The organism is Uniformispora flossi (assembly GCF_049534875.1).
In the GTDB taxonomy this organism is placed as follows: Bacteria; Actinomycetota; Actinomycetes; order Streptomycetales; family Streptomycetaceae; genus Yinghuangia; species Yinghuangia aomiensis.
Map to the genome: position 1 here is coordinate 326,788 of NZ_JBMULZ010000006.1, position 23,327 is coordinate 350,114.

Sequence of the window (23,327 nt, forward strand, 5' to 3'; positions counted from 1 at the left end):
GTGCGCGTCGGCGCTCGGTGTGGCCGGGCATGCGGGTCCCACGTCATCTGGCCTGTCGTCATGTGCGGGGCTGGAGCGGCGGCGTCGGGAGCTACGGCTCGTCGCGGCCATCCGCCCGGCGCGCGGGCTCACACGCCCCCTCGAATCAACCCTTTGATTCATGGCCCGCCCTCCGCCTCCCCGTAGCCTGGAGGAAATGGACGTCTCCGCCTTCACCCCCGTTCTGCGTGCGCTGCGTACGTGTCTTCACCTGCTGGTTGCGGTTCTCCTTGTCGTGGTCGTCATTGCCGCCGTGCCGCGCGGGGACGTCGTGCCGGTGGCGGTGGCGGCGGGGGTGTTCGCCGGGGCGTACGCGGTGGGGCCGCGGGTGGCTCGGCTGGCGCGGCCCCGACACGCCGACCGATGGTGGCTGCTGGTCCTGGCGGCCTCATGGCTGGCCTTGCTCGGGCTGTCGCCGGAGGCGACGTGGTTGGCGTTCCCGCTGTTCGTCGTGGAGCTGCACACGCTGCCGCGCGTGGCCGGGATCGCCACGGTCGCCGCGACCACCGCCGCGGCCGTAGCCGGATACTCCGCGCACCGCGGTGCCCTGAGCCTCGGCACCGTGCTCGGGCCGACCCTCGGTGCCGCGGTGACCGTCGGCATGGTCCTCGGCTATCAGGCACTGCACCGAGAGAGCGAGGCGCGCCGCAAGCTCATCGCCGAGCTGGTCGACACGCGGGCCGAGCTGGTGGCGAGCGAGCGCCGGGCCGGTGGCCTCGCGGAGCGCGAGCGGCTCGCACGCGAGATCCACGACACCCTCGCGCAGGGCCTCTCCAGCATCCAGCTCCTGCTGCGCGCCGCGGAGCGCGTGCTCCCCGGCGACCCCGAGGCCGCCGTGCCGCACGTCCGGCAGGCCCGCGTCACCGCGACCGACAACCTCGCGGAGGCTCGCCGCTTCGTCCGCGCGCTCGCGCCGCCGTCGCTGGACGGGGCCTCGCTGGAGTCCGCGTTGGCGCGGTTGTGCGCGCGGAGTGCGGAGGAATCCGGGGGGGCGGTGCGCTTCCACCGAACGGGTGACGCGTTCCCGTTGGAGACGGCCCACCAGGCGGCACTGCTGCGGATCGCCCAGTCGGCGCTGGCGAACACCGCCGCGCACGCGAAGGCCGAGCGGGCGGAGGTGACGCTCAGCTACATGGATGCCTCGGTGACCTTGGACATCGTCGACGACGGGGTCGGCTTCGCCCCCGCGGCGCTCGGCGCGCGGCCCGCGGACGGCTCGGGATACGGGCTGATCACGATGCGTGCCCGTGCCGAGGAGCTGGGCGGCCGCGTCGAGGTGGAGTCCGCACCCGGCCAAGGGACCGCGATCGCCGCGGCGTTCCCGCTCGCGTCCGCCCGGGCGGACGCCGCCGAGCCCGACGCCCCCGCGGAAGGCGGCCCCCGCGACCACCACGACCACGAGGCCGCTGCCTCGGCCCCCGCCCCGATCCCGGAGCAGACCCCGTGACCGCACCCCTTCGCCTGCTGCTGGCCGACGATCACCCGGTGGTCCGCGCCGGGCTGCGCGCCTTGCTGGCCACCGATCCCGGTGTCGACGTCGTCGGCGAGGCGACGACCGCCGAGGACGCGGTCCGGCTGGCCGGGGAACTCGCGCCGGACGTCGTGCTGATGGACCTTCAGTTCGGGGCCGGCATGAGCGGCCTCGACGCGACCGCGGAGATCTGCGCGCGGCCGGGTGCGCCGCGGGTGCTGATCCTGACGACGTACGACACCGAGGCCGACATCCTGGAGGCGGTCGCCGCCGGCGCCGCCGGGTACCTGCTGAAGGACACGCCGCCGGAGGAACTGACCGCCGCGGTACGGAACGCGGCCGCCGGAAAGTCGGTGCTCGCGCCGTCCGTCGCGGGCCGGTTGATGAGCCGCATGCGCGACCCGCTGCCGTCGCTCACCACGCGCGAGGCGGAGGTGCTCGGGCTGGTCGCGGACGGTCTGAGCAACCAGCAGATCAGCAAGAAGCTGTTCCTCAGCCAGGCGACGGTGAAGTCCCACCTGGTGCACATCTACGCCAAGCTCGGCGTCGACTCGCGCACGTCGGCGGTGGCCGCGGCCCGCTCGCGGGGGCTGATCCGGCGGGGGTGAACGGGCGGGCGCGGCAGCGAAACCCGCACGCGGGTCAACCGGGACACGGCACACGATCATGTGGCGGTGATCACCGCCCCGACCGGGATCGATCCCCGCACACTGCCGGTTACTGTCATCGCCCCCGTTCCCCCGGGGCACCGCCGGCACCGGGACACGGGGCAGGCGGCAAGCCGACAGGAGACAGCGCCATGAGCAACGAAACCGCCTCCACCGCCGCCGCGATCGACACCGCCACGGACGCCGAGCTTGCCGGACAGCCGGTCGGCTACTGGACGGGCCTCGCGCACCGCGACGTGATCGCGTACATCCGCCGACGCCAGGGCGAACTCGGCCTCACGCAGCCGCAGTTCTGGCTGCTGCGCAATCTCTCGACGGACGACCTGTCACCCGACGGCGCGCCGCGCTCGGTCGCCGAGCTCCAGGAGGCCATGCGCGACTACCTGCTGCCGACCGACGACCTCGTCGCGGAATCCGATGTGCTGGTGGAACGCGGGTGGCTCACCCGGGAGCCCGACGGCCGTCTGCAGCTCGCCGCGGAAGGCGAGGCCGCGCGCCTGCGCGTCAAGGAGATCGCCCCGTCGGTACGCGCGCACATCCACGAGGGCATCGACGACGCCGATTACGCCACCGCCGTGCGCGTCATGCAGCGCATGATCGCCAATGTCGCCGTGGAGCGCGACGGCCTCTGACCGACCCTCCGAATCGGTGGCCGTGCGGAATTCCCCTGTCCGCACGGCCACTTCGGCAACACAGGTCGCATTCCTCCCCTCCGGTGCCATCATGGCCGTGGTGGTTGCGGGACGACGCAACAACGCGGAATCGGTACGGGGGCTGATCAGCGTGTCCGGTGGGCGAACAGCGGTGGGCGCAACCGCCGCGGTGCTGGTGGTGGTGACGGCGGCCGGTTTGGCCGGGTGCTCGAAGAAGGACGCCGAGTCGGCGCGGTCGACCCGGAACGGCGCACCGTCCGCCCCGGCGGCACCGCCGAGCGCGCCGGGTTCGAGCAGTGCGGCACCGCCGAGCGGCCCGGCGGCGGCCGACGACCTCTGCGGCTATCTGACTCCCGCCGAGGTGTCCGCCGCGCTGGGCAAAGCCGTCGAACGCGCCGAGGTCGCCGACAGTCATCTGGGTACCGACAGCGCCAAGGAATGCCGCTACCAAATCGCGGACGTTCCGCCGCAGTTCGGTGCCGTCGTCGTGCGCGTCGCGCCCTCGGCACAGGCCGCGGCGGGCGGGACTCCCGCGGACGCCGTGCCGGTCTCCGGGGTCGGCGAGCAGGCGCGCTGGTCCCCGGGCGGCCAGCAACTGGTGTGCGAAAACGGTGGCCGGACCGTGTCGTTGGCGTTCTCGGTGTTCCTGCAACTGAAGGACGTTGACGCACTGCGCATCGCCACCGCGCTGGGCCGCATCGCCGTCGACCGCGTCCGCTGAGGCGCCCCGCGGGCGCGGGGAATCGTCGCGCGGATCATGCAGCTCGCCTGATGGCCCTCGTGCTCGGCGCTGCCGGAGATCACTGATCCAGATAGGCGAGGACCGCGAGGACGCGGCGGTTGTCGGTGTCGGTGGCGTGCAGGCCCAGTTTCGTGAAGATGTTGCCGATGTGTTTGGCGACGGCCTTCTCGGTGATGAACAGGCCTTGGGCGATGCCCGCGTTCGAGCGGCCTTGCGCGATCCAGGAGAGGACTTCGCGTTCGCGGGCGGACAGCCCGGCGACCGCCGTGTCGCGTTCTTTGCGGACCAAAAGTTGGGCGACGACGTCGGGGTCGAGCACGGTGCCGCCGGCGGCGACGCGGCCGATGGCGTCGAGGAACTGGCGGCCGTTGGTGACGCGGTCCTTGAGCATGTAGCCGACGCCGCGGCCGCCCGCGGCGAGGAGTTCGCGGGCGTACAGCGGTTCGACGTATTGGGACAGCAGCAATACCGGCAGATCGGGGACGGTGCGGCGGGCTTCGACGACGGCGCGGAGGCCTTCGTCGGTGAAGTCCGGGGGCAGGCGCACGTCGACGACGGCCACGTCCGGGCATTCCGCGGTGAGCGCGGCGAGCAGGTCGGGGCCGTTGTCGACGGCGGCGGCGATCTCGTGGCCGTAGGCCTCCAGGAGCCGGATGAGCCCGTCCCTCAGGAGGAAGTGGTCTTCGGCGAGGACAATGCGCACGGGATCTCCATCGTCGCCGTCGTCGGGCCGCCGGCCGGGCTGTCCACCGCGAGGACGCCGTCGAAGGTGGCGAGGCGCCGCTGGATGCCGCGGAGGCCGGTGCCGCGGGCGGCGTCCGCACCGCCGCGCCCGTCGTCGGCGACGACGATCCGCAGGACGCCGTGATCGTAGCCGAGGGTGATTCGGACGTGGTCGGCGGCGGCGTGCTTGGCGATGTTGGCGAGGAGTTCGTTGACCGCGAAGTACGCGGCGGACTCGACGGGCATGTGCGGACGGCCGGGCAGGTCGATCTCGACGTCGGTCGGGATGGGGCTGACCAGGGCGAGCGCGCGTACCGCGTCGGCGAGTCCGCGGTCGGCGAGCACCGGCGGGTGGATGCCGCGGACCAGGTTGCGCAGTTCTTCGAGGGCCTTGGACGACGACTCGCGGGCTTCGACGAGCAGGGTGCGCACGGCTTCCGGGTTGGTGTCGAGGAGGTGTTCGGCGGCGTCGAGGGTCATGCCCATGGCGACGAGGCGGGCCTGGGCGCCGTCGTGCAGGTCGCGTTCGATGCGCTGGATCTCCGCCATCTGTGTGTCGACGGCTTCCGAGCGGGTGGTGGCGAGGTGGCGGATGCGGCTCGCCATGATCTCGCTTTCGTTCGGGGCGAGCATCGACCGGGTGAACTCGGCGTGCCTGCGCACCGTGCGGGGTGCCGCCCAGAGCGCGAGCGGCAGGTGCGCAGCGCCGAGCAGCCCCGCGAGCACGGCGGTGAACGTGCCGTCGATCGGGACGAACTCGAACCAGAGGCCGTCCCATTCACGCGCCAGCCGGGGGCCGAAGAAGCCGAGGAACATGCCCCACACCCCGGCGATCACCAGCGCGATCGGCAGGAATGCGAGGAACGCTCCGACGACGGGTTCGGCGACCACCCAGATGCATTCGCGGCGGGTCTGCGGATTGCCCGCGACCCAGCGGTAGCGGGCGATCGTCCCGGACGCGCCCTCGGGAACGGGCGGCAGTTCGGCGGGCGGGGGCGGGATGCGGACGCCGGACCAGCGCAACGCCACGTCACGGTACCGGTCGGCGAGGCGGCGGATGCCTTCCATGGCGCGCTGCATCAGGCCGAGGTTCGGCCACACCATGGCGAGCGCGCAACTGAGCACGAACGAACGCCAGAGCACGGCCCAGGACATGTGGCACAACGTCAGGGAGCGGCGCAGCGCCGTCCATCCGGCGGCGGCGGAGAAGCCGGTGACCCGGCTTCCCGAAGGCTCGTCGTCGAGCGGTATCGCGCCGGTGGCGGCGTCCATGGGTGCGTTCTCCCTGCGTGTGTGCCCGGTGGGGGCGGCCGGGGGGCGGCCGCGCTGTCATTCTGTCGGGTGCCGCGGGTCCGGGGCGGTGGAGAAAACTCCCCTCCTCGGCCGGCTCGGGTGCGTCTCGTACGCGTCCCGAACGAACGGGTCGTCCCCCGAACGAGCGATCATGGGCCGGGTGGGCGTGTGAGGGGCCGAGGCGGGGTGCGGGGACTTCTAGCCTGCCGCCGTGACTATTCCTTCCGAACTCGTCGGCAGCCTTCCGCGTACCACCGAACTCGTCTCCATGTGGGACGGTTCGAAGGGTGCCGCAGTGGCCGTGCAGGCCGTGCGCGACACCGTCCAGATGCTGGAGAAGCTCGGCTCGCAGGTCGTCAGCGATGGGGAACAGACCAAAGCGGACGCGTGGACGTACCCGGTCACGGGCGCCGGCAACGTCGCCGTCGGGGACGGGGTCGTGATCCCGTACGCGGACGGCCACCAGCGGCAGCTGCCCCGGCTCACCGCGGGGCCGTTCCGGATCCGGAACCACGCGGCGGACTACCTGCGGGCCGCGCAGAAGCACGCGACGGTCCCGGTGAAGCAGGCCGTGGTGGCGCCTTCGACGCTGAGCCTGCTCTACCCGCCGGACGGGCTGTCGGGTTACCCGCGCGAGGACTTCGTCGACGACGTCCTCAACGAGACGGAAGCCGACATCCGCGCCTGCCTCGCGGCGGGTGCGCACGTCGTGCAGATCGACTTCCCGGAAGCGCGGCTCTCCGTCAAGCTCGACCCGAGCGGCGGCCTGCTCCGGGACTTCGTCGATCTGAACAACCGGCTCCTGTCCCGGTTCGACGACGCCGACCGGGCCCGGATCGGCATCCACTGCAACCCGGGGGCCGACCAGGACGCGACGCACAGCCTCGACGTGGACTACGCCGAGGTGCTCCCCTCGCTCTTCCGTCTCGAAGCCGGCAACTTCTACCTCCAGATGGCGAGCGAGTCCGACCCGGACCGGGTGCTGCGGATCGTCGCCGAGCAGATGCGCTCGGAAGGCCGCATCTTCGTCGGTGTCGTCGATCCGATCGACCCGCGGGTCGAGAGCCCCGAGGAGGTCCGCGACCGGGTGCTGAACGCCGCCCGGCACATCCCCCTCGACCGGCTCGGCACCTGCGACGACGCGGGCTTCGCGCCGTACGCGGACGACCGCTCGAAGTCCCGGGACACCGCGTTCGCCAAGATCCGCGCCCGGATCGAGGGCACCGCGCTGGCCGCGGCGGCGCTCGGCGCCTGATCCGCTACTTGAACTCGGCGGGGCCCTGGTCCATCGCGAAGCTGCCGTCCGGGAAGAGGACGGGGCGCTGCTCGGAGCTTCGGTCGCTGTAGGCCTCGACGTGGTGGATGGCCACGCCTTGGTCGGCTGTGAAGTCGACCAAGGCGATGGCCACCCAATACGACGTGTCGTTGTCGTCGTACAGCGGGGCGGTGACGGTGCTGCCGCGGCCGTCGGTGACGACCGCTTTCGCGCCGTAGCTCTTGAAGCTGCCGATGCCGTTGCCGACCGCGCTGTAGGCGCAGATGAGCACGAAGCCCTGGTCCTGTGGCCGGGTGATGCGGACCGTCTCGATGCCCGGCTTCTTGGCGTCCTTGTCGAGCGCGATGTGGGGGCCGCGGGTCAGGGACCCGAGGTTGTTCCAATAGACCGCGCCCTGCTTGGGCTTGTCGCGGGCTTCGCCGGCCAGCTTCTTGAGCGGGCGCGGCAGTTTGCCGCCGTGCTTGCCGCCGAGCCGGACACCGATCGTGGCGTCCGACGCGTCGACGACGGCGGCCGCGGGGACGAACAGGGCGTACAGGTCGAGGTCGGCACCCTGTTCGCGGCGGCTTTCGCTGCCGCCGTCCCATTCCAGGGTCGCGACGACGGTGCCGGACTCGTCGCGCTTGTCGAAGGAGATGGTGGCCTTCGCGCCCTTGGCCAGGTCGATTTTGCCGAGGGAGACGGGTGGGGCCGGAGCCGGTTCGGCAACGGGTGCCGCGGGCGCGGGTGTCTCCGCGGCGGGCTCCTCGCCGACGTCGACGCCGAAGTCGGCGGCGACGCCCGCGAGTCCGGAGGCGTATCCCTGGCCGACCGCGCGGATCTTCCAGTCCGCGCCGCGCCGGTACACCTCGGCGAGCACGGCGGCGGTTTCGCCGCGGTCGAGGTCCGGGACGGCGAACGCGAACGTCTCCACTCCGGCGGCCGCGGTCGCGTGGAGGCCGGCGACCTGGGCGAACGTCGTGCCAGGAGCGGCGTCGACATCGACCGCGGCGACCAGCGCGACGCGTTCCACGTCCGCGGGCAGCGCCTTGGGGTCGATGTCGATGCGGGCGGCGCCGGCCCGGCCGGCGAACCGCACCGCGCCGCAGTCGGATTCCGGGTTGTTGAAGAACACCATGTCGGCGTCGCCGCGGACGTTGCCGTCCGCTCCGAGCAGCAGCGCGGAAACGTCCACGCCGGTTCCGTCGCGCCACGTCACGTCGATGGCGAGGGGTGCGGCGGGAAGCGCCGCATTCGCGCCCGGGAGAAGATCCATGGCGCGGACTTTACCTTTGCTTGGCAATCCTGCGATACGCGGGATGGCGCCGGTTTCCGGGCGCGGCGGAGAATCACCGCATGGTCACCGTCGGCATGCTCACCCCCGAGGACCGCGCCGTATGGCAGCGGCTCTTCGACGGCTACAACACCTTCTACGGGCGCACGATGAGCGCCGGGTTCTTCGACACCGCGTGGGACCGATTCGCGGCGGACACGGATATCCACGCGCTGGGGGCGCGCGTCGACGGGGTGTTGGTGGGCATCGTCCACTTCCTTACGCACCCGAGCACGACCACGGCCGACTTGTGCTACCTGCAAGACCTGTTCACCGCACCGGAGGCCCGGGGCGCGGGGGTCGGGCGCGCGCTCATCGCGGCGGTGGCCGACTGGGCGCGCGCACGGGGGTGCGACCGGGTGTATTGGCAGACCCATGAAGACAACACGGCGGCGCGGCGGTTGTACGACGCGGTGGCGGAGCACCACGGTTTCGTGGTGTACCGGCTGGCGTTGTGACCGGGGCGGCCGCTGCGGAACTCTTCCCGCATTTAGGCCGGTTCCTCGGCTGATTAAGGGTGGCGATCGGCTGCCTTAACAGTGGCTTATCGCCGGGCCCGGGCCGCTCGGGCCGCCTTAGCATCGGGAGCGCCGGGGACCGCCCGCTCCGGCAAAGTCCTTTTCTCCCCGGGCAGTTCCACCAGCGACTCGAACATTTGGCGGCCGGGTTGAATCAGCGGAATCTCGGAGTGGAAGAAGTGCGGTCCGTGGTGGCCTTGCGGGCCGTCCCGTGGCCGGCGCCGCGTGTGCGGAACACCGCCGGTGGGCCCCGTCCCGGCACACCGGACGGCGTGCGGGCCGATGCGTTGCCGTTTCCGGTTTTGCTGGTCAACGGCATCGGCACCATCGTGGACGCGAATACCGCGGCGTCCCACGTGTTCGCGGGATCGGGTCCGGGCCTGATCGGCCTGTGCGTTCTCGATCTGCTGCCGCTCTGGGATCCGGGCCGGTTTCCGCCGGATCCGGACGCGGCGGGCGATCCGGCCGACGACGTCCCGGAGCGGACGACCGCGCGGCGCACGGACGGGACGGAGTTCCCGGCGGAGATCATCGTGCGGGGCGTGCCGTACCGCGATGCGGGCGTGTTCGGCCGCGGGGCGGCGTGGCCCGGGACGGCGTTCCTCGTGACCGTCCGCGACATCGGCGAGCGGCTCCGCCTGGAGGCCGAACTCCGGTACCAGCGCGGACAGACCGAGCTGATCCTGCGCGCCGCGTCGGAAGGCGTGGTCGGCGTGGACGCGTTCGGCCGGATCGTCATGGCCAACCCCGCCGCGATCCGGCTGCTCGGCTATCGGGCGGGCGAATTGCGCGGCCGCGACTTGGTCGCGCTCGCCATGCACGCGCGCGAGGACGGCTCCGCGCTGCCGCCGCGGGACACGCCGGTCGCCGACACGCTGCGTTCGGGCCGGCGCCACCACGAGACGAGCGCGGTGCTGTGGTCGAAGGCGGGCCGGGCGGTGCCGGTGCGGATGACGACGCTGCCGCAGCTCGACGGGGAGCAGGTCCGGGGCGCGGTGGTCACCTTTCGCGAACAGTCGTCGGCTGCGCGGGTGTCCGCGGACGGCGACCGGGTTCCCGGGTGGATGTCGGTGACGCTGGCGGACGTCCTCGAGCAGGCCGTCGGCACGGCGACGCAGCTGCTCGGCGCCCGGCAGGCGGAGTACACGCTGCCGGTGGCGCGCATCGAACTGCCTGCCGACGTCCCGCAACTGGTGTCGGCGTTGGCGCACTTGATCGCGGGGGAACCCGCGGTCGTGGCGGACGATCCGGCGCCGTGGGGTGCCGCGGACCGGGCCCCGTCGACGGTGACCGCCATGCCGACGCGGGACGGCGCCTACGTCCGCATCGACATCCGCTCGCCGGGGCCGAGCGACGACGCGCGGGTGCGGATGGCGCACGGGATCGTCGAGCGGCACGGCGGCGTGCTGCGGGTCGCCGACGAGTGGCGGCGGCAGGGCTGCCGCTACCGGATCGACTTGCCCGCCGACGCGGCAGCCGCCGCGACCGCCGGCCCGGACTCGGTCACCGTCCGCCGCTCGGCCCCCGCTCCCGCCGCTCCCCCGCCGCGCGCGGTGCACCGGCAGCCGCCGACGTGGGCGGTGGCCAACACGACCGGGCTGCGGCCGTCGGACGAACCGCCGCTGCCGAACCGGCGGCCGCCCGAGCCGGAGATCGCGGCGTGGCGGAACTACCGGGGCTGATACGCGGCCCGGCGGTCGCCGGGTCGCCGTGAGCGGCACCGGCATCATTTTCCACGTTCGTGGAGAATTCAAGACCCAGCCCCCGCAGGCCCCGAGCGGCCCTCAGCCCTCGCCCGCGCCGCGCGCCCGGGTGACGCTCAGCCCGTCCATGTAGTCGCGGGCCAGCGTGATGAAGCCGTCCCGCACATGCAGAACCAGCAGCCCCGGCACGGAGAACGTGCCGCCGGCGGAGTGCTCCACGACCACCACGTGCTCACCGACGACGACACCGGGCTCCTCCGACTGGTGCACGGCGGTCGCTCGAACCTCCCTCACTCGCAGGGGCGTCGCTCCCCAGGTCGCGCCGTATCCGGCGCGTACTTCCTCGCGCCCCACATACCGCTCCGGGAAGCCCGGGAACGGGAACGGGAATTCGTGGACGCCGTCCGGCGCATAGAGGTCGGCCAGCGCATCGGCGTCTTTCGCGCGCATCGCATCGTGGAAGGCGGCGAGCGTCTCGCGGGCGGTGCGAGTGGCGGTGGGCATGGAACGACTCCTCGCTTCGGGCGGCATTAACTCAACAAGTGTTGAGCGAATCGATGCGGCCACCGTACGACCGCCCCGCGGATTCGGTCAACATCTGTAGAGTGAAACGGTGAGCGATACCCCGACCACCCGCGCCGAGCGCCGCCGCGCGACCGAGGCGCGCATTCTCGCCAGCGCCCGCACCCTGTTCGCGGAACGCGGCTTCGACCGGACGACCGTGCGCGCCGTCGCCGCCGCGGCCGAGGTCGATCCGGCACTCGTCATGCAGTACTTCGGCTCGAAGCGCGACCTGTTCACGCGCGCCGTCCAAGCCGCGCCGATCCCCGCGGGCGCCGACGAGACCGGGGCCGTCGACCCGGACGCCGTGGTCGAGCAGCTCCTCACCACCATGGGCCTCAAACTCGGCGGTCTCCCGGACGGCGCCGTCGCGCTGCTGCGCTCGATGCTGACCGACCCGGCCGCCGCCGACCACGCCCGCGGCACCATCGCCAAGCAGATCGCCGGCATCGCCGCCGCCCTCGGCCCCGGGCCGGACGCCGAGCTCCGCGCCGCGGTGATGATCATGGCGATGATCGGCGTCACGGTCGGCCACCAACTCCTCGAGGTCGACACGCTGCGCGATGCCTCCCCCGACCGCATCGCGGCGGCGCTGCGCGCGGCGTTCCGCGCGCTGGCCGGGACGACGGACGGCTGATCCCCGCGGCCCACCCCACGACCTGCGCAAACTCCTTTCCGCCGAGCCCCCGGCCATTTGCATTGCAGAGTCAAGCAACTGCGCCTAGGCTCCGCCCCGGCGGGACGCGGCCCGGTGCGGGCCCCGCGGACCGCCGGTGTCCCGCCCGCGACCGGCCGCCCGCCGCCGTGGACGGCCCCGCTACGGAAGGAGCCGCATGGCCACGCGTATTCCCGTCGTCGACCACTTGCTGCTGGAGCCCGAGCCCCGGTTGAAGGCCGTGGTCTGCGCGGCCTGCGGCGCCGACTACCTCACCCGCCGCAACGCCTGCGCGTCCTGCGGCGGCACCGAATTCACCACACTCGAACTCGGCACCGACGGCGCGGTCGTCGCGTTCACCATCGTGCACCGCGCCGCCCCGGGCATCCCGGTCCCCTTCGTCTCCGCGATCGTGCGCCTCGACGAAGGCCAGACCGTGCAGAGCAACATCGTCGGCGTCGACCCGGACCCGGAGCACGTCACCCTGGGCATGCCGGTGCGGCTGACGACGTATGTCGCGGGCACCGACGACAACGGCGTCGAAGCCGTCGCCTACGCCTTCGCCCCGCGCTCCTGAGCCACCGCCACCCCGCAGAAAGGACTCCCCGCATGGCCTCGGAGCACGTGTGGATCATCGGCGCCTCCATGACGCGTTTCGCGCGCCACGACGGCCTCGACTCCGTCGACCTGGCCGCCGACGCGGCCTTGGCCGCGCTCGCCGACTCCGGCACCGCGATCGCCGATATGGACATCCTCGCCGCCGGCTCGCTGTTCAACGCCGCCGCCGGACTCGGCCAGCAGATCCAGAAGCAGATCGGCCAGACCGGCATCCCCGTCTACAACGTCGCCAACGCGTGCGCCACCGGCGCTACCGCACTACGCACCGTGCACCTGTCGATCCTCGCCGGCGAATCCGACCTCGGCCTCGCCGTCGGCGTCGAGAAGACCTCCGGCATGGGCCTGCTCGGCCCCGGCGGACGTCCGGCCGGCGCGAAGAACGAGTACACGCCGACAGGGCGCGACGGCCACGTGATACCGACCGAAGGCATCCTCGGCTCGCAGACGATGCCGAGCGTGTTCGCCCAAGCCGGTATGGCGTACCTGCACGCCAACCCGCAGGCGTCCGTGGAGCACTTCTACAAGATCAGCGAGAAGAACCACGCGCACTCGGAGCTGAACCCGCTCGCCCAGTACCGCAAGCGGTTCTCGCTCGAGGAGATCAAGGCAGCGCCGATGATCTCCTACCCGAACACGTCGCTGATGTGTTCGGCGAACACCGACGGCGCCGCGGCGGTCGTGCTGTGCTCGGCGAAGAAGCTCGCCACGCTGCCGTTGGCGGTGCGTGAGCGGGCGGTGAAGATCTCCGCGTCGGTCATGACGTCGGACCCGTACGTGCCGGGCGTCCTGGTGCAGCCGGACGTGTCGACGTGTACCCGCAACGCCGCCGCGGCGGCATACGAGAAGGCCGGCATCGGCCCGGACGACCTGGACCTCGTGGAGCTCCACGACTGCTTCGCGACGGCCGAACTCCTGCACTACGACAACCTGATGCTCTGCGAGCCCGGCGGCGCCGCGGACTTCCTCGACTCCGGCGCACCGTGGCGCGACGGACGGCTGCCCGTCAACGTCTCCGGCGGACTCCAGTCCAAAGGCCACCCCATCGGCGCCACCGGTATCGCCAACGTCTACGAGGTCGCCACCCACCTGCGCGGCGAAGCCGGAGACCGGCAGATCGCCGGCGCCCGGGTCGGCCTCACCCACGTCATCGGCCTCGGCTCGACCGCGGCCGTGCACATCCTGCAGAAGTAACGCCGACGGGCCTGCCCGCCGGGGGAAATCCCCGGCGGGCAGGCCCGTTTGCCGTGCGGCTTGGTGTGGCGTGCGGCTTGGTGTGCCGCGCGGCGGGCGGCTCAGCCCGCGGCGATGCCGACCATCGTGCCCGGACGCGCCCCGGTCGGCGCCCGGTCGACGACCGTCTCGACACCCGCGACGATCGTCGTGCGCACGCCGGACGGCGGCCGGTTGAAGCGCCACGAACCGTCGGGGTTGTCGTAAGACTTGAACAGTTCGCGCATCTCGATCTCGTCGAGCGCGAAGACCACCAGGTCGGCGGCCTTGCCGACCTCGACGGTGCCGCGGTCGCGCATGCCGAAGTAGGCGGCGAGCTTGCCGCTGAGGTTGTGCACGCCCTCTTCGAGGGTCATCAGGCCGGTGTCGCGCACGTAGCGGGTCAGCATGTAGACGTTCTGTCCGGCGCCGCAGAACATCTGCAGGTGCGCGCCCGAGTCGTTGATGTTGGTCAGCACGTGCGGGTCCTTGAACAGGCCCGTCACCGCCGGCTCGTCGAACTCGTCGGCCAGGCCGCGCAGGCAGGAGCCGATGCCGTTGTCGAGCACCCAGGTGGCCAGCGCGTCGGAGATGTGCAGGCCCTTCTCGTCCGCGTACTGCTGCAGCGAGATGTCCAGCGGGCCGGCGCCGGTCTCCGAGATCGCGAACATGAGCGATTCGGGGCGGTCGATGCGCGACGTCGCGGCGCGCTCCCGGGCGTCCCATTCGGCGCGTGCCCGGTCCCGCCACGCCGGGTCGGCGAGGGTCGCGAGCTTGGTCTCCGCCGGGGAGTTGATCATCTCGTTCCACGCCGGGACGCGCTGGAACGTCAGCGACCGCTCGAAGTTGAAGTACGGCTCCAGCGGCACGTGCCCCATCTGGCCCCAGAAGTCCACGCCTTCGGCGCGCAGCCGCTCGTGCAGCGCGATCGTCTTGACGCGCATCTCGGCCTCGATGTTCGTGGACGGAATCGCCGCCCACTGCCCGCGCACGCCGCGCTCCTTGCAGATGCGCGCGAACCGCAGCACATCCTCTTCGATGCGGTCGAGGTCGTTGAACTTGTTGATCATCTGGAGCGTCGCACCCGGGTGCTTGGCCAGTGTGTCGACGAGCGCCTCGAACTCGGCGTCCTCGGCCAGGCGCGTCGGCACGACCTCCAGGTACCGGTCCTTGTCGAACGTGTTGGTCGACATGCCGATGGCGCCGTTCGCCAGGGCTTCGTCGAGGAGTTCGGCCATCCGTGCGATCTCTTCGGCGGTCGCGGCGCGCTTCCAGGCCGCCTCGGGGCCCATGACCGTGGTGCGCAGCGCGATGTGGCCGACGAACCCGGCGACGTTGACCGAGATCTTCTGGCCGCTCACCGCGTCGCGGTAGGCGGGCCAGCGGTCCCACGACCACGGGAGCTTGTCCTGGAACGCGCTGAGCGGCAGGTCCTCCAGGAAGCAGAACAGGTCGAGGACGGCGCCGCGCGCCGACGGGGCGAGAGGGGCGACGGACATGCCGCAGTTGCCCATGACGACGGTGGTGACACCGTAGGCGGGCAGCGGGTCCAGGTCGGGGTTCCACCACATCGCGCCGTCGACGTGGGTGTGCGCCTCGATGAAGCCGGGGGCGACGTACGCGCCCGCGGCGTCGACGACCTTTTCGTCGGCGGCCGGCGCCAGGTCCGTTCCGATTTCCGCGATCCGGCCGTCGCGGACGCGCACGTCGGCCCGGTAGGCCGGGGCTCCCGTGCCGTCGACGACCGTCCCTCCGCGTACCAGCAGGTGTGCCACAGCGCCTCCTCGTGGGGCCGCCCGCTACCCCGGGCGGTTCGGTTACGTGTCGCATTGCAATGGAACTGGCGCGCGGAGTCAAGAGCCGCGGCGACCGGGGCAATTGCCCGGTTCTCCGGTGCACTTCGACGGACTCCCGGGCGGTCGCGGAGTCCGCGCGATCTCCATTGACTCCTCCGAAGCCCTGCGTTACAACACGACTCGTAACTCAACCGAACCGCCGAGCGACCAGGGAGAGGCAGCACGTTGGCCAGACCGGAGAACACCCCGCACAGACGTTCGTTGCCCGCCCCGCTCCGCTCCCGCGGGGCCGCCGTCGCGGGCGTCCTCGCCCTGGGACTCGTGGTCTCCGCGTGCGGGTCCTCCGACAAGAGCAGCTCCGGCGGGGGTTCCGGAGAACGCGCGATGACGATGGTCGCGGTGTCCGATTCCAAATCGCTCGACCCGTTCCGGACGCTGTACCTCGCGGTCACCGACGAGCCGCGGATGAGTGCGCTGTACGACCCGATGTTCTACTTCGACCCGGCGGACGGGAAGGTCAAGCCGCATCTCGCGGAGAGCCTGACCACGGCCGACGGCGGCGCGACGTGGACGCTCAAGCTGCGGCCGGGCGTCACCTTCTCCGACGGCACCCCGTTCGACGCCGCCGCGGTGAAGCTGAACTGGGAGACGCACGCGAAGCCGGAGACGCGCTCCTACCTCGCGGCCTACGCGACGGGCCTCAAGACGGAGGTCGTCGACCCGCTGACGCTGACGGTCACGCCGACGTCGCCGAACCCGACGTTCGACCGGATGATCGCCACCAAGCTCACCTACATCGAGGCGCCTTCGGCGATCACCAAGGGCCTCGAGTCGGCGGGCACCCAGCCGGTGGGCGCCGGTCCGTTCATGCTGAAAAGCTGGACGCGCGGCAGCGAGCAGGTGTTCGTGAAGAACCCGAACTACTGGCAGAAGGACAAAGGCCTCCCCAAGCTCGACCAACTCACCGTGAAGGTGGTCGCCGACCTGGCGCAGGAGTACAACACGGTCAAGTCCGGCGGCGCGGACATCTACCACAGCTCCGACCCGGGCTATCTGACCAAGGCCAAGCAGGAGTTGAACGCCAACGAGACGACCGCGCTGGGCGGCCAGGGCGTGCTGTTCAACCTGACCAAGGCGCCGTTCGACGACCCGCGTGCCCGCCGCGCGCTCACCCTGGCGATGGACCCGGAGGAATTTCCGAAGACGCTGAACAACGGGATGCATCCGACCCGCAGCATCTTCTCCGCCTCTCCGTTCTTCGACCCGAGCGCCCAGCAGCCCGCGCCGAACCGGGACGAAGCGCAGAAGCTGTTCGACGAACTGGCGGCCGAGGGGAAGAAGGTCGACTTCACTTTCCTGGTCGCTTCGACCCCGCAGTCGAACAAGGTCGCCGAGTACCTGCAGAGCCGCGTCCAGGGCTTCAAGAACGTGACCATGCGCGTCGAGTCGCTGGAGATCAACACGTTCACCATGAAGTACGCGATGCAGCACGATTTCCAGGCCGCGCAGGTGCAGCAGTGGTACGCCGAGCCGGAACCGGATCTGACGTCGAACTTCCTGTCCACCGGCTTGCTCAACGCGGGCGGCTGGAAGAGCCCGGACGCCGACAAGGCGCTGGCCGCGGGTCGGGCGAGCGCGGATCCGGGGGTCCGCAAGGCCGCGTACGCCGACTTCCAGAAGGCGATGGCGAACGAACTCCCGTTCGCCGTCTACTCGACGTCGGTCGTCGGGCCGATCTACTCGAAGAAGGTGACCGGCGTGCAGACGTACAACGTCGGCGTGGTCTTCATGGACCGGATCGGGGTCGGCTAGGGCGCCGCGGGGTGCGGTGGCACGGTCAGGGCCGCGCCACCGCACCCCGCACGACGGCTTGGGTGAGTGCCTCGACATAGCCCGGCGGCACGTCGCCTTCGGAGACCACGCGGGTGAACGCCGCACCCGAGATGGTGTCGAACAGGACGTCGGCGTCGACCCCGTCGCGGAGTTCGCCGCGGGCCCGGGCGCCGTCGACGAGCGCCCGGAACTCGGCCAGCGCGTGGTTGCGCAGGCCGTCCACGACCTGGGCGCGCAGTGCGCGGTCCGCGTGCAGGTCGGTGAACAGGCCGGGCAGCGCGGCCCGCGCCTCGGGCCGGGCGTAGGACGCGATGGTGTCGGCGACCACGCGGCGCACGTCGGCGACGAAGTCCCCGGTGTCGGCGATGAGGACGGGGCTGCCGCCCTCGGTGGGGAACACCGCATCGTGCACCAGGTGCGCTTTCGACGGCCAGCGGCGGTAGATCGTGGGACGGGTGACGCCGGCGCGGCGGGCCACCGTCTCGAAACTCAGCCTGCCGTACCCGTCCGCGGCGAGCAGCTCGCGCACCGCGCGCAGCACCGCCCGGTCGATCTGCGGATCGCGCGGCCGACCGCCGAGGGAGCGGTCGGCGGAAGCGCTTCGTGTGGACACAGCGGGATTCTCCCAGTCGGGCGGCGCGCCGCGGCGGCGACACCTGTTGCGTTACAACTCGAATCGTAATGCAACGAGGCGGGCGGTGCGGGCCCGGCGGCCGTTCCCGGGGCGTTCACGACGCCGTGTAGGACCTCCACCCTTCGGCCGTGACCAGCGTGCGCAGTTGATCCGTTGTCAGGATCGGCGTGGGGCGGGTGCGTTGGATGCGCTCGGGGTCGGAATTGGTGGCCGTCGCCTCGACGGAGGTGCCGTCGGGGCGGATCAGATGAACGCTGAAGATCGAGACGCCTCGGGCATCGCCGGCATCGGCGGACCCACCGGCCTCGCCCGCGGGGTCGTGGGGCCGGTCGCGGTGGGTTTCGGTGCGGATGCGGGTGCCGTCGGGGAGGTCGACGAATCCGCAGGAGGCCGAGGCACTTCCCTGCCCGGAACAGGTCAGCTCCGAGGTGCGGCGCCCGGAGGAGACGACGACCGTCAACGCGCCGGAGCCCTGCGCGTCGCCGAGTACTCCGGCGAACGACGCACCGTCTTCTTCCGGCCTGGGCAGCAGGTCCACGAGCGCGACCTCCGGCGGCAGGACCGTGCGCAGCAGACGCTCGGCGGCGGTGTCCCGGTCGTGGGTCGGGGACGGCCTCGGCACCGCGGCGGGCGGCGTCGTGACGTGGTTGCCGGACTGCCGGGCCGACGGGCTCATGCTCGATGCCGCATCGCGCGGCCCGGACAGGCCGGGCAGCGCCAGCACGAGGGCGGTACCCACCACGGCGGCCGCCGTCGCGCTGCCCGCGGCCGCCAGCACGCGGATGCGGCGCGACGCCCGTCGGCCGCGGGCCAGGCCGCGCGGGGCGAGCCACGGCGGCGGTTTGATGCCGTTCCCCGCGGCGTGCAGGGCCGCGGCCGCGCGTTCGGCGACGTAGTCCGGCTCGTCGCCGCCCGGCTCGTCCTCCGGGCGGCGGCTGTGCACGAGATGCATGGTCGGTGTCCCCCTGGCGGGTGCGTGGTCCGGCAGCGCCGCGGAACGGCGTGCCTGTGCTGCCCGGTATGACGCCGCGGGGGCCCGGCCCCGTCCCGCTCTCGGCGGGACGGGATCGGGCACTACCGTGTCCGGGTGACCAGCCCGCATGAGCCGCCGCTGCTGTTCCTCGACGTGGACGGGACCGTCGTGCCGTTCGGGGGCGCCGCCCCGCCGCCCGGGGGCTCGTTCGCCCACGATGACGATCCCTATGCGATCCGGTGCGATCCGGTGCGATCCCGCACTGGGCCCCCGGCTGGCCGCGCTGCCGTGCCGGCTGGTGTGGGCGACGGCGTGGATGCACGACGCGAACGACGCGCTGGCGCCGCTGTTGGGGCTGCCGCAACTCCCGGTCGTGGTGTGGCCGGAACCGACGGCCGTCGACGACCTGGACGAGCGCGCCGGGCTGCACTGGAAGACCCGCGCGCTCGTCACCTGGGCAGCGGGACGGCCGTTCGCCTGGGTGGACGACGAACTCACCGACGTGGACCGGGCGTGGGTCGCCGACCGCCATCCCGCGCCCGCGCTGCCATGTGGACCACGCGCAGGGACTCACGGATGCGGACTTCAGGGTCCTCGACGCGTGGCTTCGAGGGCCCGGGTGCGACGTCGGCTCAGCCGTGCGGCGGGGGCCAGGCGCGCGCGACGAGGTCCCGGGTGGCCTCCCCCGGCGTCCGGCAGCCGCAGAAGGCGAGGACGCGGGCGATGTCGTCGGCGAAGTCCTGTAGCCACGCCGTCGCGCCGGCCTCGCCATGGGCGGCCAGCGCCCACAGCGGCGGGCGTCCGGCGAACACCGTGCGGGCGCCGAGCGCGAGCGCCTTGACCGCGTCGGAGCCGGAGCGGATGCCGCCGTCGACGTAGACCTCGGCATTCCCGGCGACGGCGTCCACGATCTCGCCGAGCACCGCGGCGGTCGGCGTGCACCCGTCGAACTGCCGTCCGCCGTGGTTCGACACGACGATCCCGGCGGCTCCGGCCGCCGCGCAGCGCGCCGCGTCGTCGCCGCGCTGGACGCCCTTGACCACGATCGGCAAGCCGGTCCACTCGGGGAACAGCGCCAGGTCGTCGAACGTCATCGCCCGGTCGAGTCCGGTGATCGCCTTGGTGAGCCCGATTTCCCGCACGTTCGGGAACGCGAGTCCCTTCGGCGGCACGAACGCCCCTCCGACGAACCGCGACCGGCGCGGCACCGCCGCCCCGTCGACGCACACGACGAGTGCCCGCGCCCCGGCTTCCTTGGCACGCACGGCGAGCTCGCGTGTGAGGCCGTGGTCGCGCAGCAGGTACATCTGCGCCCAGAACGGTGCTCCGGCCATGGCCTCGGCGACGTCGGCGTAGCTGTGGTTGGCGAACATCGACACCGTCATCAGCGCGCCCGCCGTGGCGGCGGCGCGCGCGGTGGCGAGTTCGCCGTCCTGGTGGACGAGCTTGTGCATGGCGGTGGGCGCAATCCCGATCGGGGCGGCGAGCGGGGTGCCTATGACTGTGGTGGTCAGGTCGGTTTCGACGACGTCGCGCAGGACGTGCGGGCGCAGCGCGTAGGCCTGCCACGCGGCGGTGTTGGCGCGCAAGGTGACCTCGTCGCCGCTGCCGCCCGCGATATAGGCGAAGGACTCCGGCGACAACGCGTCGCGGGCCGCCGACTCCAGCGGGTCGGGGGTCAGCACGGGTCGGCCGGGGTGATCAGGCAGGGCAGCCGGCGCTGGCCGTGCGCCCAGAAGACCGTGCCGGGTTCCGGGGCGAAGTCCGGTGCCAGCTGCACCTTTTCGGCGCGGGCGCAGAGTTCCTGGAGGATCGCGAGCGTTTCCAGACGTGCCAGGGAGGCGCCGGGGCAGACGTGCGGGCCGGTGCCGAAGGCCAGGTGGTCGCGGGGGTTCGCGCGGTCGAGGCGCAGCACGTCGGGGTCGGCGTACACGCTTTCGTCGCGGTTGGCGGACGCGATGCCCAGGACCACGCGGTCGCCGGCGGCGAGCGGACACCCGGCGACCTCGGTGGGGGCGCGTACCGCGCGGGCGAGGATCTGCACCGGCGCGTCGAGACGCAGCGACTCCTCGACGAGCGCCGGGAGGAGCGCCGGATCGGCGCGTACCGCGGCGTAGATGTCGGGGTGGGCGGCGAGGGTGTGGAGGCAGTTCGCGACGAGGTTCCGGGTGGTCTCGTTGCCGGCCACGATCAGGAACATCGTCTGGGTGCGGACCGCCGCGTCGGACAGCAGCGTGCCGTCGTCGTAGGCGGTCTGCAGAAGGCGCGTGACGATGTCGTCGGGGGGATCGTCGGCGGCACGCCGGTCGTCGATGAGCCGCTGGATGTAGGCGGCGAATTCGGGGTGCGCCTGGGAGAGGGTGCGGGCGCGGCGGTCCTGCTGGGCGTCGAGGAGTTCGTCCGACCAGATCTGGAAGCGTTCGCGGTCGGCCTGCGGGACGCCCAGCATGTGCGCGATGACGGCGCTGGGCAGGGGGTCGGACACGGCGGCGACCAGGTCGACCGGGCTGCCGTCCGCGGCCGCGGCGACGGCGGCGGCGACCAGCTCCGCCGCCTTCGTGCGGATGAACGGCTCGGCGGGCGCGAGGCGGTGGTGGGCGACGACCGAGTTGACGACCTTGCGCAGTCGGCCGTGCTCGGGCTCCGGCACGGCGGACAGCATCACTTCGTCGGCGGGCAGCGCCGTGGTGTCGATGAACGAGCCGACGAACCGGTCCACGTCGGCGAGCGCGGCCCGGACGCCCGCGGCGGTGGCGAAGTAGCGGCCTGCGGGGGTGTCGACGGAACCGTGTGCGGTGGCCCGGATTGCGGCCATCACGGGGAGGCGTTCTTCGAGGGAGCCGGCGGTGGGGTCAAGGGCGTTCGGCTGCGGGTGCGGCTGAGGGGTCGGCTGCGGGTCGGCCACGGGGTACCTCCGGGCAGTGCGGCGGTATAGGCTGCCGAGCGGGCGTACGAACGATCGTTCGTACGCCGATTGCCCCGGACGGTACGCCAAGCCCCGAGGGGAAGCAATGGCCCAACAGACCGCGCACGCCTCCGTCGACGCCCGCGAGCGGGTGCTGTCCGCCGCGGCGGAGTTGTTCGCCGAACGCGGGTACCACGGGACGTCGGTGCGGGACATTGCGGCGGCGTGCGGGCTCAAGCCCTCGTCGCTCTACAGCCATGTGCCGGACAAGTCGACGCTGCTGGCCGACTTGGTGATGCGGTATCTGGGGGCGCTGGAGGCGGCGTTGGAGTCCTCGTCGGCCGATACCGGGGGCGGTTCTTCGGCGGACCGGGTCGAGGACATGGTGCGGGCGAGCGTCGGGGTGGCGTTGCGGTATCCGCGCGAGTTCCTGTGCCTGTCGAACAGTTGGACGTACATCCGCCGGACGCCGTCGCTGGCCCCGCTGGTCGCCCGGCGGGACGCGGTGCGTGCGGTGTGGCAGCGGGCGCTCCGGGAGGCGGCGGCGGACGGGTCGCTGCGTGCGGATGTGGACCCGGAGAGCATGCTCCGCGTCGTCTTCGCCGCCACGCACGGTGTCGTCGACCGCCGCTACGACGAGATCGCGGGGCCGGCCGACGAGGACGACCCCGCGGGGGTACTGGCCGCGCTGCTGCTCGACGGGTTCCGGCCGCGCAGCCGGGCCGGGTCCGAGACCGTGCAGGCCGGTACGGTCGACGCCGGGGCGGTGCGGGCCGGGCTGGCAGAATGATCCTCGCGCGGTGGCGGTGGGCCCCCGTAGGGCACACGCACCGGGCGGCGGGAGGATGTCGGCATGGGCACGGAAGCGCCGCGGCAGAAGCGCTTGGGGCGGCCGCGCCGCATCGACCGCGACAAGATCGTGGAGGCGGCACTGGCGATGCCGCCGGGGCAGGTCACCATGCAGAGCGTGGCGGATCGGCTGGGTGTCGACCGGAGTGCGTTGCACTACCACGTGAAGAACAAGGACGAGTTGCTGGCGCTCGTGGCCGCGGCGGCGGTGTCGGCGGCACTCGAAGCCCCGGAGGTTCCGGAGGACGCGGGGTGGCGCGAGCTGACCCTGGTGCTGGCCGGGTCGATGCGCCGGGCGGGGCTGGTGGAGGCGGAGTACCAGCCGTATCTGAAGGCCCACGTGGCGATCCCGACCAGCGGGATGGAGCTGCTCGACCGGCTGCTGGCCGCGCTGCATGAACGGGGACTGAGCGAAGCCGACGCGATCATGTCGTTCTCGCTGCTGGCCCGGTTCGCGTACGCGTCGGCACGGGACGAGGTCGCGGCGCGGCCGACCGGGGTGCACCCGGCCCTGCCGGAGCTGACGGAGCAGCTGGCCGCGGAGGGCGACCGCTACGCGACGCTGCGGCGGAGTTTCGCGGTGGTGGCGGGGCTGACGGCGGACGAACAGTTCGGATTCGGGCTGGAGTTCGTGATGGGCGGGATGGAGCGGTTGATGGGGAAGGGCGAGGCCGAGGGTTAGGCCTGTCCGGGTGGATGTGATCGTGGACTGGCGTCCGCCGCGCGGCGCTCAGTCGCGTCCCGGCCGGTCGATCGTGGCCAGGGTCGCCGCCGCGGCGACGACGAAGCTGCCGCCCGCGGCTGCGAAAGCCGCACGCACCAGCGGCAGGCGGGTCGTAGCCGACGACACGTGCGGAAGACATCCGGCCAACGTAGTGACCCCGGCCCGGACATGA

The 23,327-nt window shown here is 72.3% G+C and carries 22 protein-coding genes and 1 pseudogene; 14 read left to right on the forward strand and 9 right to left on the reverse strand.

The annotated features are described in order from the left end of the window. Positions 1-196: 196 nt before the first annotated feature. From ACPA54_RS16685 to ACPA54_RS16700, 4 genes are all read left to right on the forward strand, one after another. Positions 197-1,486, forward strand: coding sequence for a sensor histidine kinase (locus tag ACPA54_RS16685; RefSeq protein WP_423530427.1), 1,290 nt, complete (start codon positions 197-199; stop codon positions 1,484-1,486). Next, positions 1,483-2,118: a response regulator gene (locus tag ACPA54_RS16690; protein WP_423530429.1), complete on the forward strand. Its 636-nt coding sequence runs from the start codon at positions 1,483-1,485 to the stop codon at positions 2,116-2,118. The genes ACPA54_RS16685 and ACPA54_RS16690 overlap by 4 nt, the downstream gene beginning before the upstream one ends. A gap of 191 nt (positions 2,119-2,309) precedes the next feature. Continuing rightward, the gene (locus ACPA54_RS16695) at positions 2,310-2,810 is read left to right on the forward strand and encodes a MarR family winged helix-turn-helix transcriptional regulator (RefSeq protein WP_423530431.1); all 501 of its coding nucleotides are present in this window, start codon (positions 2,310-2,312) and stop codon (positions 2,808-2,810) included. A gap of 91 nt (positions 2,811-2,901) precedes the next feature. Further along, positions 2,902-3,552, forward strand: coding sequence for a hypothetical protein (locus ACPA54_RS16700; protein WP_423530433.1), 651 nt, complete (start codon positions 2,902-2,904; stop codon positions 3,550-3,552). Between the two features lie 79 nt (positions 3,553-3,631). Here ACPA54_RS16700 and ACPA54_RS16705 read toward each other — a convergent pair whose 3' ends face one another. Together ACPA54_RS16705 and ACPA54_RS16710 are read right to left on the reverse strand one after the other, a co-directional pair. After that, the gene (locus ACPA54_RS16705; RefSeq protein ID WP_423530435.1) at positions 3,632-4,276 is read right to left on the reverse strand and encodes a LuxR C-terminal-related transcriptional regulator; all 645 of its coding nucleotides are present in this window, start codon (positions 4,274-4,276) and stop codon (positions 3,632-3,634) included. Continuing rightward, positions 4,240-5,568 carry a sensor histidine kinase gene (locus tag ACPA54_RS16710; protein ID WP_423530437.1) on the reverse strand — a complete coding sequence of 443 codons (1,329 nt, stop codon included), beginning with the start codon at positions 5,566-5,568 and terminating at the stop codon, positions 4,240-4,242. Before ACPA54_RS16710 ends, ACPA54_RS16705 begins: the two co-directional genes overlap by 37 nt. A gap of 232 nt (positions 5,569-5,800) precedes the next feature. Between ACPA54_RS16710 and ACPA54_RS16715 the strand changes: the two genes are divergently transcribed. Next, on the forward strand, positions 5,801-6,844 hold the full coding sequence (locus ACPA54_RS16715) for a uroporphyrinogen decarboxylase/cobalamine-independent methonine synthase family protein (RefSeq protein ID WP_423530439.1): 1,044 nt from the start codon (positions 5,801-5,803) through the stop codon (positions 6,842-6,844). A gap of 4 nt (positions 6,845-6,848) precedes the next feature. On the opposite strand, the gene ACPA54_RS16720 is transcribed toward ACPA54_RS16715, so the two are convergent. Further along, a complete protein-coding gene (locus tag ACPA54_RS16720) occupies positions 6,849-8,120 on the reverse strand; it encodes a TerD family protein (protein WP_423530441.1) in 1,272 nt (423 codons plus the stop codon). 80 nt (positions 8,121-8,200) lie between these two features. Between ACPA54_RS16720 and ACPA54_RS16725 the strand changes: the two genes are divergently transcribed. Both ACPA54_RS16725 and ACPA54_RS16730 read left to right on the forward strand, forming a co-directional pair. Continuing rightward, positions 8,201-8,635: a GNAT family N-acetyltransferase gene (locus ACPA54_RS16725; RefSeq protein WP_423530443.1), complete on the forward strand. Its 435-nt coding sequence runs from the start codon at positions 8,201-8,203 to the stop codon at positions 8,633-8,635. 332 nt (positions 8,636-8,967) lie between these two features. Then, on the forward strand, positions 8,968-10,377 hold the full coding sequence (locus tag ACPA54_RS16730) for a PAS domain-containing protein (RefSeq protein ID WP_423530445.1): 1,410 nt from the start codon (positions 8,968-8,970) through the stop codon (positions 10,375-10,377). A gap of 102 nt (positions 10,378-10,479) precedes the next feature. Here ACPA54_RS16730 and ACPA54_RS16735 read toward each other — a convergent pair whose 3' ends face one another. Further along, a complete protein-coding gene (locus tag ACPA54_RS16735) occupies positions 10,480-10,902 on the reverse strand; it encodes a nuclear transport factor 2 family protein (protein ID WP_423530446.1) in 423 nt (140 codons plus the stop codon). A gap of 109 nt (positions 10,903-11,011) precedes the next feature. On the opposite strand from ACPA54_RS16735, the gene ACPA54_RS16740 reads away from it, so the two are divergent. The 3 genes from ACPA54_RS16740 to ACPA54_RS16750 all read left to right on the forward strand — a co-directional run bounded on the left by ACPA54_RS16740 (position 11,012) and on the right by ACPA54_RS16750 (position 13,423). Continuing rightward, positions 11,012-11,596 (forward strand): TetR/AcrR family transcriptional regulator, encoded by a 585-nt coding sequence (locus ACPA54_RS16740; RefSeq protein WP_423530448.1) that lies wholly within the window; start codon positions 11,012-11,014, stop codon positions 11,594-11,596. A 196-nt stretch (positions 11,597-11,792) separates the two neighbouring features. Then, a complete protein-coding gene (locus ACPA54_RS16745; RefSeq protein WP_423530450.1) occupies positions 11,793-12,191 on the forward strand; it encodes a Zn-ribbon domain-containing OB-fold protein in 399 nt (132 codons plus the stop codon). Between the two features lie 32 nt (positions 12,192-12,223). Further along, a complete protein-coding gene (locus tag ACPA54_RS16750; RefSeq protein ID WP_423530452.1) occupies positions 12,224-13,423 on the forward strand; it encodes a thiolase family protein in 1,200 nt (399 codons plus the stop codon). Between the two features lie 101 nt (positions 13,424-13,524). Here ACPA54_RS16750 and ACPA54_RS16755 read toward each other — a convergent pair whose 3' ends face one another. After that, entirely contained in the window at positions 13,525-15,216 is a 1,692-nt protein-coding gene (locus ACPA54_RS16755) for an N-acyl-D-amino-acid deacylase family protein (RefSeq protein WP_345681266.1), read from the reverse strand. A gap of 282 nt (positions 15,217-15,498) precedes the next feature. Between ACPA54_RS16755 and ACPA54_RS16760 the strand changes: the two genes are divergently transcribed. Beyond that, on the forward strand, positions 15,499-17,049 hold the full coding sequence (locus ACPA54_RS16760; protein WP_423530454.1) for an ABC transporter substrate-binding protein: 1,551 nt from the start codon (positions 15,499-15,501) through the stop codon (positions 17,047-17,049). A gap of 25 nt (positions 17,050-17,074) precedes the next feature. Here the strand turns inward: ACPA54_RS16760 and ACPA54_RS16765 are convergent, their stop codons facing one another. Continuing rightward, the gene (locus ACPA54_RS16765; RefSeq protein ID WP_423530456.1) at positions 17,075-17,683 is read right to left on the reverse strand and encodes a TetR/AcrR family transcriptional regulator; all 609 of its coding nucleotides are present in this window, start codon (positions 17,681-17,683) and stop codon (positions 17,075-17,077) included. 115 nt (positions 17,684-17,798) lie between these two features. After that, the gene (locus ACPA54_RS16770) at positions 17,799-18,656 is read right to left on the reverse strand and encodes a hypothetical protein (protein WP_423530458.1); all 858 of its coding nucleotides are present in this window, start codon (positions 18,654-18,656) and stop codon (positions 17,799-17,801) included. A gap of 135 nt (positions 18,657-18,791) precedes the next feature. Here ACPA54_RS16770 and ACPA54_RS16775 point away from each other — a divergent pair. Beyond that, positions 18,792-19,288: pseudogene (locus tag ACPA54_RS16775) on the forward strand (HAD domain-containing protein); the annotation flags it as partial. A 21-nt stretch (positions 19,289-19,309) separates the two neighbouring features. On the opposite strand, the gene ACPA54_RS16780 reads toward ACPA54_RS16775, so the two are convergent. Both ACPA54_RS16780 and ACPA54_RS16785 read right to left on the reverse strand, forming a co-directional pair. After that, entirely contained in the window at positions 19,310-20,362 is a 1,053-nt protein-coding gene (locus ACPA54_RS16780; protein ID WP_423530460.1) for an alpha-hydroxy acid oxidase, read from the reverse strand. After that, the gene (locus ACPA54_RS16785) at positions 20,356-21,582 is read right to left on the reverse strand and encodes a cytochrome P450 (protein WP_423530462.1); all 1,227 of its coding nucleotides are present in this window, start codon (positions 21,580-21,582) and stop codon (positions 20,356-20,358) included. The genes ACPA54_RS16780 and ACPA54_RS16785 overlap by 7 nt, the downstream gene beginning before the upstream one ends. A 106-nt stretch (positions 21,583-21,688) precedes the next feature. Between ACPA54_RS16785 and ACPA54_RS16790 the strand changes: the two genes are divergently transcribed. Together ACPA54_RS16790 and ACPA54_RS16795 are read left to right on the forward strand one after the other, a co-directional pair. Beyond that, the gene (locus ACPA54_RS16790) at positions 21,689-22,372 is read left to right on the forward strand and encodes a TetR/AcrR family transcriptional regulator (protein ID WP_423530464.1); all 684 of its coding nucleotides are present in this window, start codon (positions 21,689-21,691) and stop codon (positions 22,370-22,372) included. 63 nt (positions 22,373-22,435) lie between these two features. Beyond that, positions 22,436-23,113 carry a TetR/AcrR family transcriptional regulator C-terminal domain-containing protein gene (locus ACPA54_RS16795; protein WP_423530465.1) on the forward strand — a complete coding sequence of 226 codons (678 nt, stop codon included), beginning with the start codon at positions 22,436-22,438 and terminating at the stop codon, positions 23,111-23,113. Positions 23,114-23,327: the final 214 nt, after the last annotated feature.

Bases quoted from the DNA above. Each gene is read 5' to 3' on its own strand.
- ACPA54_RS16745 (WP_423530450.1), top strand. From the start codon at position 11,793: ATGGCCACGCGTATTCCCGTCGTCGACCACTTGCTGCTGGAGCCCGAG.
- ACPA54_RS16790 (WP_423530464.1), top strand. From the start codon at position 21,689: ATGGCCCAACAGACCGCGCACGCCTCCGTCGACGCCCGCGAGCGGGTG.
- ACPA54_RS16750 (WP_423530452.1), top strand. From the start codon at position 12,224: ATGGCCTCGGAGCACGTGTGGATCATCGGCGCCTCCATGACGCGTTTC.
- ACPA54_RS16710 (WP_423530437.1), bottom strand. From the start codon at position 5,568: ATGGACGCCGCCACCGGCGCGATACCGCTCGACGACGAGCCTTCGGGA.
- ACPA54_RS16725 (WP_423530443.1), top strand. From the start codon at position 8,201: ATGGTCACCGTCGGCATGCTCACCCCCGAGGACCGCGCCGTATGGCAG.
- ACPA54_RS16795 (WP_423530465.1), top strand. From the start codon at position 22,436: ATGGGCACGGAAGCGCCGCGGCAGAAGCGCTTGGGGCGGCCGCGCCGC.
- ACPA54_RS16700 (WP_423530433.1), top strand. From the start codon at position 2,902: ATGGCCGTGGTGGTTGCGGGACGACGCAACAACGCGGAATCGGTACGG.
- ACPA54_RS16770 (WP_423530458.1), bottom strand. From the start codon at position 18,656: ATGCATCTCGTGCACAGCCGCCGCCCGGAGGACGAGCCGGGCGGCGAC.
- ACPA54_RS16695 (WP_423530431.1), top strand. From the start codon at position 2,310: ATGAGCAACGAAACCGCCTCCACCGCCGCCGCGATCGACACCGCCACG.
- ACPA54_RS16735 (WP_423530446.1), bottom strand. From the start codon at position 10,902: ATGCCCACCGCCACTCGCACCGCCCGCGAGACGCTCGCCGCCTTCCAC.
- ACPA54_RS16685 (WP_423530427.1), top strand. From the start codon at position 197: ATGGACGTCTCCGCCTTCACCCCCGTTCTGCGTGCGCTGCGTACGTGT.
- ACPA54_RS16720 (WP_423530441.1), bottom strand. From the start codon at position 8,120: ATGGATCTTCTCCCGGGCGCGAATGCGGCGCTTCCCGCCGCACCCCTC.